Origin of the sequence: Couchioplanes azureus (assembly GCF_014648355.1) — a bacterium.
Lineage (GTDB): Bacteria > Actinomycetota > Actinomycetes > Mycobacteriales > Micromonosporaceae > Actinoplanes > Actinoplanes azureus.
Genome location: NZ_BMQY01000004.1, coordinates 529273 through 544160, shown reverse-complemented (window position 1 = coordinate 544160; position 14888 = coordinate 529273). Strand labels below are relative to the sequence as shown.

Annotated in this window: 15 protein-coding genes; 11 read left to right on the top strand and 4 right to left on the bottom strand. The window is 71.6% G+C overall.

What is annotated here, in order from left to right:
* Nucleotides 1–14: 14 nt before the first annotated feature.
* Nucleotides 15–1064 (bottom strand): hypothetical protein, encoded by a 1050-nt coding sequence (locus IEY99_RS17615; protein WP_189204467.1) that lies wholly within the window; start codon nt 1062–1064, stop codon nt 15–17.
* Nucleotides 1065–1227: 163 nt separating this feature from the next.
* On the opposite strand from IEY99_RS17615, the gene IEY99_RS17610 reads away from it, so the two are divergent.
* The 4 genes from IEY99_RS17610 (at nt 1228) to IEY99_RS17595 (ending at nt 5673) form a co-directional block, all read left to right on the top strand.
* The gene (locus tag IEY99_RS17610; RefSeq protein ID WP_229798860.1) at nt 1228–2268 is read left to right on the top strand and encodes an ROK family protein; all 1041 of its coding nucleotides are present in this window, start codon (nt 1228–1230) and stop codon (nt 2266–2268) included.
* Nucleotides 2269–2406: 138 nt separating this feature from the next.
* On the top strand, nt 2407–4353 hold the full coding sequence (locus IEY99_RS17605) for a PPC domain-containing protein (RefSeq protein WP_189204465.1): 1947 nt from the start codon (nt 2407–2409) through the stop codon (nt 4351–4353).
* A 402-nt stretch (nt 4354–4755) separates the two neighbouring features.
* A complete protein-coding gene (locus IEY99_RS17600; protein WP_189204463.1) occupies nt 4756–5187 on the top strand; it encodes a hypothetical protein in 432 nt (143 codons plus the stop codon).
* 81 nt (nt 5188–5268) lie between these two features.
* A complete protein-coding gene (locus IEY99_RS17595; RefSeq protein WP_189204461.1) occupies nt 5269–5673 on the top strand; it encodes a RidA family protein in 405 nt (134 codons plus the stop codon).
* Nucleotides 5674–5716: 43 nt separating this feature from the next.
* Here IEY99_RS17595 and IEY99_RS17590 read toward each other — a convergent pair whose 3' ends face one another.
* Entirely contained in the window at nt 5717–6049 is a 333-nt protein-coding gene (locus IEY99_RS17590; protein WP_189204460.1) for an STAS domain-containing protein, read from the bottom strand.
* 124 nt (nt 6050–6173) lie between these two features.
* On the opposite strand from IEY99_RS17590, the gene IEY99_RS17585 reads away from it, so the two are divergent.
* Nucleotides 6174–6653, top strand: a complete 480-nt coding sequence (locus IEY99_RS17585; RefSeq protein WP_308427056.1) for a peroxiredoxin — start codon at nt 6174–6176, stop codon at nt 6651–6653.
* Here IEY99_RS17585 and zwf read toward each other — a convergent pair.
* Entirely contained in the window at nt 6650–8143 is a 1494-nt protein-coding gene (gene zwf, locus IEY99_RS17580; RefSeq protein ID WP_189204458.1) for a glucose-6-phosphate dehydrogenase, read from the bottom strand. The genes IEY99_RS17585 and zwf overlap by 4 nt on opposite strands.
* Before the next feature lie 159 nt (nt 8144–8302).
* On the opposite strand from zwf, the gene IEY99_RS17575 reads away from it, so the two are divergent.
* Nucleotides 8303–9244 carry a DHH family phosphoesterase gene (locus IEY99_RS17575; RefSeq protein ID WP_189204457.1) on the top strand — a complete coding sequence of 314 codons (942 nt, stop codon included), beginning with the start codon at nt 8303–8305 and terminating at the stop codon, nt 9242–9244.
* A gap of 145 nt (nt 9245–9389) precedes the next feature.
* On the opposite strand, the gene IEY99_RS17570 is transcribed toward IEY99_RS17575, so the two are convergent.
* Nucleotides 9390–10211, bottom strand: a complete 822-nt coding sequence (locus tag IEY99_RS17570) for a DUF1775 domain-containing protein (RefSeq protein WP_189204456.1) — start codon at nt 10209–10211, stop codon at nt 9390–9392.
* Between the two features lie 80 nt (nt 10212–10291).
* Between IEY99_RS17570 and IEY99_RS17565 the strand changes: the two genes are divergently transcribed.
* From IEY99_RS17565 to IEY99_RS17545, 5 genes are all read left to right on the top strand, one after another.
* Complete coding sequence (locus IEY99_RS17565) at nt 10292–10501, top strand: RNA-binding S4 domain-containing protein (RefSeq protein ID WP_189204455.1); 210 nt, start codon at nt 10292–10294, stop codon at nt 10499–10501.
* Between the two features lie 147 nt (nt 10502–10648).
* Complete coding sequence (locus IEY99_RS17560) at nt 10649–12022, top strand: ABC transporter substrate-binding protein (protein WP_189204453.1); 1374 nt, start codon at nt 10649–10651, stop codon at nt 12020–12022.
* A gap of 9 nt (nt 12023–12031) precedes the next feature.
* The gene (locus IEY99_RS17555) at nt 12032–12991 is read left to right on the top strand and encodes a carbohydrate ABC transporter permease (protein ID WP_189204451.1); all 960 of its coding nucleotides are present in this window, start codon (nt 12032–12034) and stop codon (nt 12989–12991) included.
* Nucleotides 12988–13872: a carbohydrate ABC transporter permease gene (locus tag IEY99_RS17550; RefSeq protein ID WP_189204449.1), complete on the top strand. Its 885-nt coding sequence runs from the start codon at nt 12988–12990 to the stop codon at nt 13870–13872. Before IEY99_RS17555 ends, IEY99_RS17550 begins: the two co-directional genes overlap by 4 nt.
* A gap of 133 nt (nt 13873–14005) precedes the next feature.
* Nucleotides 14006–14860, top strand: a complete 855-nt coding sequence (locus IEY99_RS17545) for a hypothetical protein (protein ID WP_189204447.1) — start codon at nt 14006–14008, stop codon at nt 14858–14860.
* The last annotated feature ends 28 nt before the right edge of the window (nt 14861–14888 follow it).

The window sequence follows — 14888 nt, the reverse complement described above, 5'->3', positions numbered from 1 at the left end:
GGGCCGCCCCACGGTCACGACAGGATCATGGTGCAGTTCTGCCGGTACGGTTGCTGGCGCCACAGGCAGATCTGTACCCGGACCGCCTCCCCGCCGATGGTGGTCGCTACCGCGAACGTCCGTACGTAGTCGCGCTCGTCGACCGCCAGCGTCACCGGGCAGTCGTGCCACGGTCCGCCGACCTTCTGCCAGCGGATCCGTGCGCCGCCGGCCCGCGGCACGTTGTCGTCCGAGCCGGCCCGGCCCCAGTAGTAGGTCCGGCCGCGGTAGCGGTTGTAGCGGGCCGAGCCGTTCATCTCGTCGAAGTCCAGGAACGGCTCGATCACCTGCGCGGCGTCGTCCGGTCCCACCACCTCGGGCCGGACGAGGTCGTCGCCGGTGGTGTCCTGCGTGCACGGCCGGTCGGCGACCGGCTCCGGGCCGGCCGGACCGGCGACGCGCGGCGCCACCTGCAGTGTCACCAGTGCGCCGAGGGAAGCGGCGACGACGGCGACCGCCGCCAGCACCGCCGCGCGGACCGGCCGTCCGGCACGGCCCCGCAGCGGCCTGGCGTCGATCACGAAGTCGGGCCCCGCCTCCCCTTCCTCCGGCTTCGGGCGGCGTACGCGCGCGAGCGCCGAGGGTGGCCGGCGGGCCGGCAGCAGCCGCGGCGCGCGGACGTCGGCGGCCTTCGCCACCTCGATCAGGGCGCTGATGCGTGCCGAGGCCGCCGCGATCTGCGCGGCGTCCGACACCTCGAAGGGCCGCCGGGCGATCCGGCGGCAGGCGTGCACCACGGCGACGACCGGAATCGGGTCCACGACGATCCGGTGGTCGCCGGCGAGCACCTGGGCGACCGCATCCTTGTCGACCGTGACGCCCGGAGCCAGCCGGTGGGTCCGGATCACCTCGGCGATGTGCCGCAGCGAGGCCGGATTTCGTCGGCGCCTCGGCGCGGGGGCGCCGGGCGGGGCCACATAGGACCCTTCGCGGGCGGCCTGGGCGGCCGCGGCGTTCACCGCCGAGACCAGCAACGCGACGGCGTCGTCGACGTCACGCCACCATGGCGGCCTGGGATCCGTCACGATGATCCAGTATCGCCCCGGTCCGATGGTCTGTCACTACCTGTCGCAAAGGTCCGGTGCCGCCGCCCCCGGGCGGGCGTTCCACCCGGCGGCCGGACGCCGGCCTCGCCCAATCCGCGCGCATCCGTCGCTGGAGCGCTCCCGGGAACGTACGCTCGGACCCGTGGATCAGATCGACGCGGTACGGACCCCGGCCTCCTGGGTCGTGGTGGGTCTCGACAACGGTGGAACCTGCAACAACGCCACGGTGCTGGACGCGACGGGCCAGTTCCTGGTCGACCGGCTCGTGGAGAATCCGAGCCGGGTCCAGGAGGGGCCCGAGTCGGCCGTGGAGGCGCTCGCCGACGCCTTCACCGGCATCCTGGCCCTGACCAGCACGCCGCTGAGCCTGGTGCGCGCGGTCGGCCTGGACACGCCCGGCCCGGCCAGCGCCGACGGCGTGATCTCCTCCAAGGGGTCGACCAACTTCTCCCAGGTGTCCTGGCACGGCTTCGACATCCGCGGCGCCCTGCAGGCGCGCATCGGCCTGCCGGTGATCTACCACAACGACGCCAACGCGGCCGCGCTCTACGCCCACCACCGGCACTTCGGCGCGGACGCGGCGAACCGTTCCTCGGTGGCCGCGATCGTCGGCACCGGGCTGGGCGGCGGCGTGGTGGAGGCCGGCAAGGTGATCCGCGGCGCGGCCGGCATGGCCGGCGAGCTGGGGCACGTGCAGATCCCGCTGCACGGTGTGCTGGAGGAGGACCAGCCGGTGCCGGTCTGCAACTGCGGCTTCGCCGGCGACGTGGAGAGCATCGCCTCGCTCACCGGCATCGCCAAGAACCTGCTGCCGTACTGGTTCACCCGGTTCCCGGACCACCCGCTCGCCGCGGAGCCGATCGCCTCGGCCGCCAAGATGCTGCGCGGGTACGGCGAGAAGGAGGACCCGCTCGCGCTGGCCGTCTTCGCGCAGCAGGCCCGGGCCATCGGCAAGCTGTTCACTATCGCGGCCAACTTCACCGACCCGGCCGCGTACTTCCTCGGCGGGGGAGTGGTGGAGGCGGCGCCGCACTTCCGGCAGTGGTTCCTCAACACCGTGCGCGAGCACACCCAGCTGCGCCGCGAGCAGCAGGATGCGGCCACCTTCGCGCTGGTGCCCGACCTCGACATGGCGGGGGCGCGGGGCGCGGCCGTCGCGGCCCTGGAGACCGTCTCCGGCTGACCGTCCCCAGTGGACCCGGGCGCGCGCCGCCACAGGTATTAAGGCTCATTGACATACCTGGATATCGATCCCGACCTTCAGTAGCGTCCTGGATGCCGTCCGTGGCTGGGGCCCGGACGCGCTGAAGGGGGATACCTGATGCGACGAAGCATCGCGACCGTCGGAGCGGTCGTGCTCGGGCTCGCGACACTCCTGCCGGGCGTGGCGCAAGCAGCTCCGCAACCGTCCGAACCGGGGCTCAGCCCCGCCGACCGGGCCTCGCTGGCCGCCGGCATCCCGGTGGCGCCGAAGGCCGCCCCGGGCGCCAAGCCGGCCGGGCCCAACCCGTTCCTGTCCCTGCCGCCGGACGCGTCCAAGGTGGACTACAGCGGCTGGGCGGCGTACCTGAGGAAGCAGGCGTCCGCCAAGGCCGCGGCCCGGCTCAAGGCGCAGGGTGCGCCCTCGGCCGAGGCGAAGGCCGCCGCGGCGGTCGTCGTCGACGAGGACGAGCCCGACGGCACGTACGGCTCCAACGAGAGCCCGGCGACCGCGCAGCTCGTCCAGAACTTCGGCACCGGCTCCCGGCAGCACGCGGCGATCCGGATCCTCGGTTCGCTCGACCCGGAGTCGGCCTCGCCGGTCGAGCGCGCGGCGACCCCGGAGGACGACGGGTCCATCCCGCTCGCCGGCGAGACCGGCATCGGCAGCGGCACCACGGCCGTCCGGACCGAGGCCCAGATCGGCGACGGCCCGCACGGCTCCGCCGGCACCAAGACCAACGACTTCGACTTCTACAAGCTGACGGCGCGGGCCGGGCAGACCATCACCGTCGACACCGACACCCCCACGGGTGATCTCGACACGCTGGTCGCCGTGTACACGCCGGACGGCACCATCGTCGCGTCCAACGACGACGCGGACGGCTTCGACAGCTTCCTCACGTACAGCGCCCCGGCCGACGGGGCGTACTACGTGGTCGTGGCGGCGTACAGCGGCCTGCCGGCCGACCCGTTCGACCCGGCCAGCGGCGACGGCGGGGCCGGCGAGGGTCCGTACGCGGTGACCATCTCGGCGACCTCGGCGGACACCGACTACTTCGCCGTGCAGCTCAAGCCCGGCGACGTGCTCGGCGCGTCGGTGAAGGGCGCGCCGGCGTACCTGACGGTCTACGACAGCGACCCGCGGGAGGCGCACGGCTCTCGGCAGAACGCCTCCTTCATCTACCCGATGGACAGCAAGCTGCCCGGCGGCGGTCGCGCGGTCACCGACTACGTCGCCACCCAGGCGGGCTGGCACTACCTCGGCGTGGCCGAGGGCAGCGGCGGCTACGACATCACGGTGGAGGCGTACCGGCCCCCGCTGCAGGGCGACAAGCCCGTCCAGACGCTCTTCCTGGACTTCGACGGCGCCCGGGTCAACACCGGCGTCTTCGGCGGTACGGGCAACGTCCAGCTCAGCCCGTTCTCGGCCTTCGTCGCCAAGTGGGGCATCCCGCGGGCCCAGGAGAACGCGCTGATCGACGCCGTCGTCGCGAGCGTGACCGAGAGCCTGCAGGCGGACCTCGCCGCCAGCGGCCTGAACAAACGGTTCAAGCTGAAGATCCTCAACAGCCGGGACCACGCGGACCCGTGGGGCCAGAAGAACGTCAGCCGCGTCATCATCGGCGGCACCATCGCCGAGTCCGGCGTCGGCACCATCGGCATCGCGCAGAGCATCGACCCGGGCAACTTCGAGACCGAGGAGACCGCCCTGGTGCTGCAGGACGTGCTCAGCGATCCGGCCGGCGGCCCGGCGTCGCTGAACACCTACCTGACCGACGCGAGCGACCGGGTCGCCTTCGTCGGCCGGGCGGTCGGCAACGTGACCGCCCACGAGGCGGGCCACTTCTTCGGCAACTGGCACACCGACAACTCCGACGCCACCGCCAACCTGATGGACGCGGGCGGCGCCAACTTCGACAAGCTCTTCGGCGTCGGCCCGGACGGCGTCGGCGGCACGGCGGACGACACGGACGTCGACTTCGTCCGCGACACCTTCAGCCCGGCCGAGGGCTTCGTCGGTACCGAGGACACCCTGGGCCGCATCGTCTTCGGCGTCACCAGCTGAGCCGAGCGTCCCACCGGTGGGCCACCGCACGCGCGGTGGCCCACCGTTCGTGTCGATCCTCCACTGTGCCCATGAGCGGTCCCGGTCCGGACGCGACCGGCGAGGTAGCTGAAAGTGAATGACATCACGCTCCGAGTGACCCTTCTGTCCGGACGTACCTCCTGAGCTGGGCTTTGCCGACAGACAGTGGCCGGATGGCCACTGCGGGATGCGCCGCCGACTTGACCGGCATGCAGCAATGTCATTGGATCTCCACGCACCGTCAGGTGGGCACAACCCACAGCGAGCGTCTCATCCCGCGTAGGCCCGTGGCCCGGCCACGAGTCTGCCCTGAGCGCGCTCCGGCGGTGACGAGCACCATCCACACTCCGCCCGATCGGCGGAGCTACCCGAAGGATCGACATGAAGTCTCTCGCACGCGCTTGCGTCATCGTCGCGATGGCCGGCATCGCGGCCGGCGCCTTCGCCGGCCCTGCGGCCGCCGCCGACAACACGTTCGAGCTCGCCACCGGAAGCGTCAGCGCGTACGGCACGTACGACCGCATGATGAGCATCCCGGAGCGGCCCGTTCCGCCGATCCGCGTCAGCGGCACCCTGGCCGTGAACTCCGCCAACCAGTGCGGCGTCGTGCAGGTCGCCTACAACGGCCCGGCGGACGGCATCGAGTGGCGCACGTTCGGCCAGCTCTGCGGCAAGGGCAAGACCAACTTCACCACCGGCGCCAACCTGCTGTTCGGCGGTTTCCAGCCGCAGGTGCGCCTCTGCAAGGGCACCAGCGTGAAGAAGGCCGAGCGGGGCACCTCCTGCGACACGTTCACCCCGGTCGCCGACTGACCATCCGCGACTGACCGGCCGGGCCGGCCTCGGGCAGCGTCCGTTCGCGACCCGGGGCCGCGCTCGCCGTAGAGTGCGCCGATGACCTCCATCGAGTTCGCCAGCCCCGCGACGCTGCCGCCGGCCCACGGGTACAGCCACGTCGCGGCCGTCGCGCCCGGAAGCCGGCTGGTGTGGACCTCCGGCCAGGTGCCGGTCGCCGCCGACGGTACCCCGGCGCCCGCCGGAGACTGGGCGGCGCAGACCCGCCTGGCCATGCGCAACGTCGGGACAGCCCTCGCCGCCGCGGGAGCCACCTGGGACGACGTCTTCAAGCTGACCTTCTTCGTCGTCGACACCTCGGCGCTGGACACCGTCCGGGCGGTCCGGGACGAGTTCGTCCGCACCGAGCGGCCGCCGACCAGCACGTTGGTGCAGGTGGCCGGCCTGTTCCGCGCCGACCTGCTGATCGAGATCGAGGCGGTCGCCGCGGTGGGCGCCGGCTGACGGGTCGCGGCGACCCGGCTCGCCGACCGCTCGGTGGGGCGGGTCAGTCCTTGAGGGCGGTCGCGACGTCCGTGTGCAGGGACAGGTAGTCGGTGAGGCCGAGGGTGTCGAGCAGCCGGCGCAGGAAGCCCGACGGCGCGGCCAGCCGGACCCAGCCGCCGCGTTCCATCGCCCGGCCGTGCGCCGTGACCAACACGCCGACGCCCATGGAGTCGCAGAAGTCGAGGCCCGAGAGGTCGACCACGACGTGCGGGCTGGGCCGTTCCACGAGGCGGCTCAGGTTGGCCTTCAGGGCGGGCGCGGTGTCGATGTCGAGCGAGCCGCGGAGCGTGAGGACGGCCGTGTTCGGTGGGTGGTGCGCGACCGAGACCTGCATGAGGTGTCACTTTCGTCGGTGGCGGGCACGGGTCAGCCGTGGGTCGACGGGCGACGGCGGTGGTGACCTCCACCCTAGGCGAGTGCTACCGCATGGGCGAATTCAGTCGCGTACCGTTGACCCCGTGACAATCGACAAGGGTGACTTCGCGCCCGACTTCGCGCTGCCCGACCAGGACGGCACCACGCGGCGGCTCGGCGAGCTGCTGACCGCCGGGCCGGTGGTCCTCTTCTTCTATCCGGCGGCGATGACCAGCGGCTGCACGGTCGAGGCGTGCACCTTCCGGGACCTGGCCGCGGAGTTCGCGGCGGCGGGCGTGCAGCGCGTCGGCATCAGCCGCGACGCGGTGGCCCGGCAGAAGCAGTTCGCCGACCTGCACGGCTTCGACTACCCGCTGCTCTCCGACGCCGACAGTGCGGTCGCCGCCGCCTACGGCGTCAAGCGCCGGCTGCCGCTGGGCCCGCTGAGCATCAAGCGCATGACCTTCGTCATCGACACCGACCGTACGGTGCTCGACGTCATCCACTCCGAGCTGGACATGAACGCCCACGCGGACCGGGCCCTGGAGGTCCTCCGGGCCCGGGCCGCGCGAGATGTCGCCTAGCGGGCGTTACGCCACTTGCGGCCGCCGCGGCCGATGAGGCGGTCGGCGTCCGTGGGGCCCCAGGAGGCCGCCTCGTAGGTGGGGATCGGCGACGAATCGTTCTCCCAGTGCTCGATGATGGGGTCGACGATGCGCCAGCACTGCTCGACCTCGTCGGTGCGGATGAACAGCGTCGGGTCGCCGAGCAGGGCGTCCAGCAGGAGCCGCTCGTAGGCCTCCGGGGACTCCTCGGCGAAGGTCTGCTCGTACGAGAAGTCCATGCTGGCGGTGCGCACCCGGAAGGAGTGGCCGGGGACCTTGGCGCCGAAGCGCAGCGAGATGCCCTCGTTGGGCTGGATCCGCAGGATCAGCGCGTCGGTCTCCAGGTCGGTGAGCTGGTTGGCCGGGATCGGCAGGTGCGGCGGGCGCTGGAACTGCAGCGCCACCTCGGTGAGCCGGGCCGGCAGCCGCTTGCCGGTACGCACGTAGAACGGCACCCCGGCCCACCGCCAGTTGTCGACGTTGAGCCGCATGGCCGCGTACGTCTCGGTGCGCGACAGCGGGTCGACGCCGGCCTCGTCGCGGTAGCCGGCCATCAGGTCGTCGCGGGTGCCGCCGCGGGTGTACTGGCCGCGGACCGCCAGGTCGGCGATGTCACGGTCGGTGGGCAGCCGGATGGCCTGCAGCAGCTTGACCTTCTCGTTGCGCAGGTCCTCGGCGTTGAACGAGGCCGGCGGCTCCATGAGCGCCAGCGCCAGGACCTGCAGCACGTGGTTCTGCACGATGTCGCGCATGGCGCCGGCGTGCTCGTAGAAGCCGCCCCGGGTGCCGACGCCCAGCGTCTCGGCGACCGTGATCTGCACGTGGTCGACCCACGAGCGGTTCCAGATGGGCTGGAAGATGGCGTTGGCGAAGCGCAGCGCCAGCACGTTCTGGACGGTGTCCTTGCCCAGGTAGTGGTCGATGCGGAAGACCTGCGGCTCGTCGAACGCGGCGTGCACGATGGCGTCCAGCTCGCGGGCGGTGCGCAGGTTGTTGCCGTACGGCTTCTCGATGACCAGGCGCGAGAAGCTGCCGTCACCCGCATGGTTCAGCCCGGCGCCGGCCAGCCCCCTGATCACCGGCTCGAACGCCTCGGCGGGGGTGGAGAGGTAGAAGATGCGGTTGCCCGCGGTGCCCCGGGTGGCGTCCAGCTCGTCGAGGGTCTCCGCGAGCCGCTTGTACGTCTCCGCGTCGTCGTAGCCGCCCGATACGTACCTGATTCCGCCCTGAAGTTGCGGCTTGTCCGCCAGGCTGCGGCCGCCCAGCGCGCTCTGCGCGAACTGGTGGTCCTCCATCGGGGTGCGGGCGACGCCCACGAGCGCGAACTCCGCCGGCAGCCGGTGGTGCCGGGCCAGGCTCTCCACCGCCGGCAGCAGCTTGCGGCGGGTCAGGTCGCCGGACGCACCGAAGATCACCAGTGTGGCGGGCGGTGCGTTGCGGTCCTGTACGAGCTGGGGAACGTTGTCCATCGTCTGGTCATCCTCCGACCGCGTGCGTGGGCTTCCGCCTGAACTTTACGCAGCGCGAGCATCCGTCGGATCAAAGCTGTCCGCCGATGCGCCCGGGTCGGCACCCGCAAAGGTGGCAAACTGGGACCTAAGCCGCCGATCCGCTTGAGGGAGATCCCCGTGAAGTACCGCCTCGTGACCCGCAGCGACATGGACGGTCTGGTCTGCGCCGTGCTGCTCAAATTCATGAACGTCATCGACATCGACGACATCAAGTTCGTGCACCCCAAGGACGTCCAGGACGGGACGGCGGACATCACGGATCGTGACATCCTCACCAATCTTCCCTACCACCCCAAGGCTCACCTGGTGTTCGACCATCACCACTCGGAGACGCTGCGTAACACGGGGAACCGGCCGAACCACATCATCAACGCCGAGGCGCCGTCGGCGGCCCGGGTCATCTTCGAGTACTACGGGGGCGCCGAGCGCTTCCCGGAGGTCCCCGACGACCTCATGCGGGCCGTCGACCAGGCCGACTCGGCCGACTACACGATCGACGACATCCTGAACCCCACCGGCTGGACCCTGCTCAACTTCATCATGGACAGCCGCACCGGCCTGGGCCGCTTCCGGGAGTTCCGGGTCGCCAACTTCGACCTCATGCGGACGCTCATCGACGCGTGCATCCAGATGGGCATCGAGGAGATCCTCAAGATGCCGGACGTGGCCGAGCGGGTCGACATGTACCGCGACTCCTCGGAGTTGTTCGTCGAGCAGCTGAAGCGGGTCAGCCGCATGGAGGGCGACGTCGTCGTCGTGGACCTGCGCGAGGAGGACACCATCTTCGCGGGGAACCGCTTCATGGTGTACGCGCTGTTCCCCGAGGCCCGGGTCTCCATGCACATCATCTGGGGCTTCAAGAAGCAGAACACCGTGTTCGCCTGCGGCAAGTCGATCCTCGACCGCTCCTCGCCGGTCGACATCGGCTCGGTGATGCTCAGGTACGGCGGCGGCGGCCACCTCGCGGCGGGCACCTGCCAGGTCGCCCACGAGGACGCCGAACGAGCCGAGCGCGAGATCATCGAGGCGCTCAAGACTCCGCGTACCGTATCGGTCTGAGCATGTTGGCGGGGTGGAGAGCCGAACCTCTCCACCCCGCCGGACGCAGGTCGTGGGTCTTGCCCTGGACCCCACCCGCATGTCGTGGTCAGCGCCCCACGCGCGTCTTCACGACCAGCCCGCGCCCACCTGCGCGGGACATCCTCTATTCCTCCGGGCCGTCCCGGTAGCTCCACGCCGTCACCCGTGGCCCGGCGGCGACCAGTTCCTTCGCCTCGCCGGCCGGGGCCGGCGCCGCGGCGGCGTCCGCGGCGGCCCGGCGACGGGTCCGCAGCACCACGACCGCGCCGGCGGCCGCCAGCAGGCCCGCGACGACCCAGCCCGCGACCGTCCAGAAGCCGGGGCCGTCGTCGGCCGCCTCCGCCAGCGCCGCGAACATGGCCGCGTCGTCGGCGCTCGTCGCCTCGCCGGGGGTGGTGCCGTGCGCCGGGTGGCCCGCGGTGGCGCCCGCCGTGGCCGGGGTCAGCGCCAGCGTGACCGGCGGGATCGGGGCGCCCTTGGCCGGGTCGGCGTACGTCGGCTGCAGGGTGAAGCTCATCCTGTCGCCGCTCGTCGGCAGCGGGCCCATGGCGACCGACAGGTCGGCGGACTTGCCGGGCGCGAGGGCCTTGCCGGGCATGGCGGTCCACGTGATCGCGGACGTCGCCTCGGTGACCGGCGAGCCGCCGTGGATGCTGGTCAGCGGCGTGTCCAGCTTCCGGTACTCGAGCTGCGGCGCCCAGTCCGGCGCCGACAGTGCGTAGAACTCGGCGACCGGCATCTCCCGGGGAAGCACCAGTCTGATCTTGGTGATCGGGCTCCGCGCGGCGTTCGTGACCGTGAACGCGACGTTCTGCCCGCTGCCCTGCGGTGCGCTGGGCGGGCTGACCGTCACGCCCGCGGCGGCGGGCGCCGCGAGGCCGAGCACGCCGGCGGCGACGGCGGCGGCCAGAACCGCCGCCCGGCGGTGCTTCTCCAGTCGACTCACGTCCGGTAGTTCGGTTCAGCGAGGCGAATGGTTCAACACCGCGGAAAATTTCTTCGCCGGCCGTGCCGCATGATGGTCGCATGCGAGAGGTAGCGATCGGCGACGACATGATCAGACTCGGACAGTTTCTCAAGCTGGCCGATCTCATCGACACGGGTGGCGAGGCCAAGGTGCTGATCGCCGAGGGTGACGTGACGGTCAACGGCGAGGTCGACACCCGGCGTGGCCGGCAGTTGCGCCCCGGCGACGTCGTCGCCGTCGGCGGCCGGGCGGTCCGCGTGGTCGCCTGAGGACGCCCCGGCAAACTTCGACGTCCGTTTATGCAGCGGTGCGTGACGAGCTGTTGACATCCTGTCGATCTCAGGCATCTACTGGGTCCGGAGTGACGCCGGCGTCACCGTCGCCGGTGTCGATGTCCGCCTCGCCGGGGAGGCACCATGTCTCGTGCACGCGTGCGCGCGGCCCTGTCCGGGACCGTCGCCGCCCTGCTCGCCGTGGCGCTGGCCGGATGCGCGGGCTGGGGCGGCGGCAACGCCGGATCCGGGGGCGCGAACAGCATCGACGTCCTGATGGTCAACAACCCGCAGATGATCGATCTGCAGCGGCTGACCGAGGAGAACTTCACCCGGCGGACCGGCATCGCGGTCAACTTCACGGTGCTGCCGGAGAACGACGTCCGTGACAAGATCAGCCAGGAGTTCTCCAGCCAGGCCGGGCAGTACGACGTCGCCTCGCTGAGCAACTTCGAGATCCCGATCTACGCCAGGTCGAAGTGGATCGCGCCGCTCGACGGGTACGTGGCCGCCGACCCCGCGTTCGACCAGGCCGACATCCTGCCGCCGATGACGCAGTCGCTGACCGCCGACGACGGCAAGCTCTACGGCCAGCCCTTCTACGGCGAGTCGTCGTTCCTGATGTACCGCAAGGACGTCCTGGACGCGCAGGGCATCACGATGCCCGCGAAGCCGACGTGGCCGCAGATCGCCGACATCGCCGCCCGGCTGGACGGCGCCCGCCCCGGCATGGCCGGCATCTGCCTGCGCGGCCAGCCCGGCTGGGGCCAGATCTTCGCCCCGCTCACGACGGTGGTCAACACCTTCGGGGGTACGTGGTTCGACGCCGGCTGGAACGCCCGCGTCGACGCCCCGGAGTTCCGCGCGGCGACCCGGTTCTACGTGGACCTGGTCCGCGCGCACGGCGAGACCGGCGCACCGCAGGCCGGGTTCACCGAGTGCCTCAACAACCTCGTCCAGGGCAACGCCGCCATGTGGTACGACGCCACCAGCGCCGCCGGCTCGCTCGAGGCCGCCGACTCCCCGGTCAAGGGCAGGATGGGCTACGTCGCCGCCCCGGTGCTGAAGACCGCCAGCTCCGGCTGGCTCTACGCCTGGTCCTGGAGCATCCAGCAGGCCAGCGACTCCAAGGCCAACGCCTGGAAGTTCATCTCCTGGGCCTCCAGCCGGCAGTACGAGCAGCTCGTCGGCGCCCGGCTCGGCTGGTCCCGGGTGCCCGCCGGCAAGCGCGCCTCCACCTACGCCGACCCGGACTACCTGAAGGAGGCCGCCGCCTTCGCCCAGCCCACCGAGCAGGCCATCTCCAGCGCCGATCCGCGCAACCCCGGCGTACAGCCGCGCCCGGCGATCGGCATCCAGTTCGTCGACATCCCCGAGTTCACCGACCTCGGCACCCAGGTCTCGCAGTACGTCAGCTCCGCCATCGCGGGCCGGATGAGCGTCGACGAGGCGCTGGAGCGCGGCCAGCGCCTCGCCGAGGACGTCGCCGAACGTTACCGGTCGCGCGAGGAAGGCTGAGGTGCCGTCATGACGTCCGTCGCCGAACAGGCCGCCGCCCGTCCCGGCACGCCCCCGCGCGCGCCCGGCGTCGCCCGCCGCGCCGCCGGCTGGGGCCGCCGGGCGCCCCTGCTGCCCGCCCTGGTGTTCATGATCGTGGTGACCCAGCTGCCGTTCGTGGCCACCCTGGTCATCTCCTTCATGGACTGGAACGCGTACTACCCGGACGAGGTGGGCTTCGCCGGCGTCGACAACTTCAGGCGGGTCTTCACCGACGTCAACATGCGCGACGCGGTCTGGACCACCATCCTGCTCACCGCCGGCGTCGTGCTGATCAGCCTGCTGCTCGGCCTGGGCATCGCCCTGCTGCTGGACCGCAGGTTCCGCGGCCGCGGCGCGGTGCGCACGATGATGATCGCCCCCTTCCTGGTGGTGCCGGTCGCCGCCGCCCTGCTGTGGAAGCACGCGCTCTACAACCCCGAGTACGGCCTGCTCAACGGCGCCCTCACCCGGATCTGGGGCCTCTTCGGCTCGGACGACCCACCGCAGCCGGACTGGATCACCGCCATGCCGCTGTGGTCGGTGATCTTCGCCCTGGTGTGGCAGTGGACGCCGTTCATGATGCTGATCCTGCTGGCCGGCCTGCAGGGGCGCCCGCTGGACGTGGTCGAGGCGGCCCGCATCGACGGGGCCGGCACCTGGCAGATCTTCCGCAGCATGACCCTGCCGCACCTGCGCCAGTACCTGGAGCTGGGCGCCCTGCTCGGCTCCATCTACATCGTGCAGAACTTCGACGCGGTCTTCACGATCACGTCCGGCGGCCTCGGTACGGCGAACCTGCCGTACACCATCTACCAGATCTTCTACCAGGCGCACGACTACGGCCGGGCCTCCGCCGCGGCGGTCGTCGTGGTGCTCGGCACGATCCTGATCGCGACGTTCGCGTTGCGCACCGTGTCGTCGCTGTTCAGACAGGAGCCGGGCCGATGAGCATCACCGACACCGCGCCGGTCCCGGCCACCCGCGACGAGCGCGGCGCGCCGGTCGGCAAGCGCCGCGAACGCGCCGGCGTCTGGCTCACCCTGCTGGCCTGGGTGGTCGGCATCCTGTTCGTGCTGCCGGTGGTCTGGATGGTGCTGACCTCCTTCCACAGCGAGGCGGACGCCGCCACCAACCCGCCGTCGGTGCTCGCCCCGCTGACCCCGGAGGGCTACCGGGAGTTCTTCTCCGGCGGCGCGAGCCCCTGGCCGCCGCTGCTCAACTCGCTGACCGCCAGCATCGTGTCGACCGCCCTGGTGCTGCTGCTGTCCTTCCCCGCGGCGTACGCCCTGAGCATCAAGCCGGTGAGGAAATGGACCGACGTCCTGTTCTTCTTCCTCTCCACCAAGATGCTCCCCGTGGTCGCCGGCCTGCTGCCGCTGTACCTGTTCGCGCAGAGCACCGGCCTGCTCGACAACATCTGGCTGCTCATCGTCTTCTACACCGCGATGAACCTGCCCATCGCCGTCTGGATGATGCGCTCGTTCCTGTCCGAGGTCCCGGTCGAGATGCTGGAGGCCGCCGCGATGGACGGTGCCGGGCTGGCCAGGACCCTGCGCTCGGTCATCGCGCCCGTGGTCATGCCGGGCATCGCGGCCACCGCGCTGATCTGCTTCATCTTCAGCTGGAACGAGCTGCTCTTCGCCCGGGTCCTCACCGCCACCGTCGCCGAGACCGCCCCGGTGTTCCTGACCGGCTTCGTCACCAGCCAGGGGCTCTTCCTCGCCCAGTTGTGCGCGGCGGCGTTCGTGGTCTCGCTGCCGGTGCTCGTGGCCGGCTTCACCGCCCAGGACAAGCTCGTGCAGGGGCTGTCCCTCGGCTCGGTCAAATAGCCTGCACCCCGCCCCCTGATAGTGGCCGGTCCCGCGGTGCGGGGCCGGCCACGGCGTCTCGCGCATTTCCGCGCGGAGGTGGAACCGGAGGCAGCGGGGGTACGTCCGAACGGTTATGACGACACTTCGCGGTTTGCCCACGGCCGCTGCTGCCGCCCTGACGGTTCTGCTCAGCGCCTGCGCCGAGCCCGGTACCGGCCCCGGCGCCGGCTCGCCGTCGTCCGCGCCACCGGCCGGCGACGACGGCGGCCTCGTCCTGCGGGTGACGCAGACCGGCGGCTTCGCCGGCCCCGACACGATCGCCGGACGCCTGCCCGGCCTCAGCGTGTACGCCGACGGCCGGGTGATCTTCGACGGTCCGGTGACGGCCGACTACCCCGGCCCGGCGTTGCCCAACGTCCTGGTACGCATGGTCTCCCCGGAACAGGTGCGGCAGCTGACCGGCGAGGCCGAGGCCGCCGGGGTGCGCGAGGGCGCCGACTTCGGGCAGCCCGGCGTCGCCGACGCGAGCACCACCGAGGTCACCGTCGTGACCGGCGCCGGCGAGCGTACGGTCGGCGCCACCGCGCTGCACGAGGCGCAGGCGGACGACCCCCAGCTCACCCCCGCCCAGAAGCAGGCCCGGGCGAAGCTGCGCGCGTTCCTCGACCGGGCCGACAAGCTCGCCTCCGGTGCGGAGGCGCGGCCGTACGAGCCCGAGGTCCTCGCCGCGGTCGTCCGCCCGTACGTGGAGCCCGGCAACGACCTGCCCGCGCGGCCGAAGGAGGTTCAGTGGCCCGGTCCGGCGCTGCCCGGCGAGCCGCTCACCACGGTCCAGAAGATCAGTTGTGTGACCGCGACGGGTGCGCAGCGCGACGCGATCCTCGCCTCGGCGAAGAACGCGAAGGCCGGCGCCCCGTGGGTCTCCGGCGGCAACCGGTGGACCGTGACCTTCCGGCCGCTGCTGCCCGACGAGAGCGGATGCGCCGACCTCCAGGTGGCCCGATGACTCCCATCGGCGAACCCTTCGAGCCGTC

What these genes read in the sequence shown, in the direction of transcription:
- IEY99_RS17555 (WP_189204451.1), top strand. Translation starts at nt 12,032, where the DNA reads ATGACGTCCGTCGCCGAACAGGCCGCCGCCCGTCCCGGCACGCCCCCG.
- IEY99_RS17560 (WP_189204453.1), top strand. Translation starts at nt 10,649, where the DNA reads ATGTCTCGTGCACGCGTGCGCGCGGCCCTGTCCGGGACCGTCGCCGCC.
- IEY99_RS17605 (WP_189204465.1), top strand. Translation starts at nt 2,407, where the DNA reads ATGCGACGAAGCATCGCGACCGTCGGAGCGGTCGTGCTCGGGCTCGCG.
- zwf (WP_189204458.1), bottom strand. Translation starts at nt 8,143, where the DNA reads ATGGACAACGTTCCCCAGCTCGTACAGGACCGCAACGCACCGCCCGCC.
- IEY99_RS17600 (WP_189204463.1), top strand. Translation starts at nt 4,756, where the DNA reads ATGAAGTCTCTCGCACGCGCTTGCGTCATCGTCGCGATGGCCGGCATC.
- IEY99_RS17590 (WP_189204460.1), bottom strand. Translation starts at nt 6,049, where the DNA reads ATGCAGGTCTCGGTCGCGCACCACCCACCGAACACGGCCGTCCTCACG.
- IEY99_RS17595 (WP_189204461.1), top strand. Translation starts at nt 5,269, where the DNA reads ATGACCTCCATCGAGTTCGCCAGCCCCGCGACGCTGCCGCCGGCCCAC.
- IEY99_RS17565 (WP_189204455.1), top strand. Translation starts at nt 10,292, where the DNA reads ATGCGAGAGGTAGCGATCGGCGACGACATGATCAGACTCGGACAGTTT.
- IEY99_RS17550 (WP_189204449.1), top strand. Translation starts at nt 12,988, where the DNA reads ATGAGCATCACCGACACCGCGCCGGTCCCGGCCACCCGCGACGAGCGC.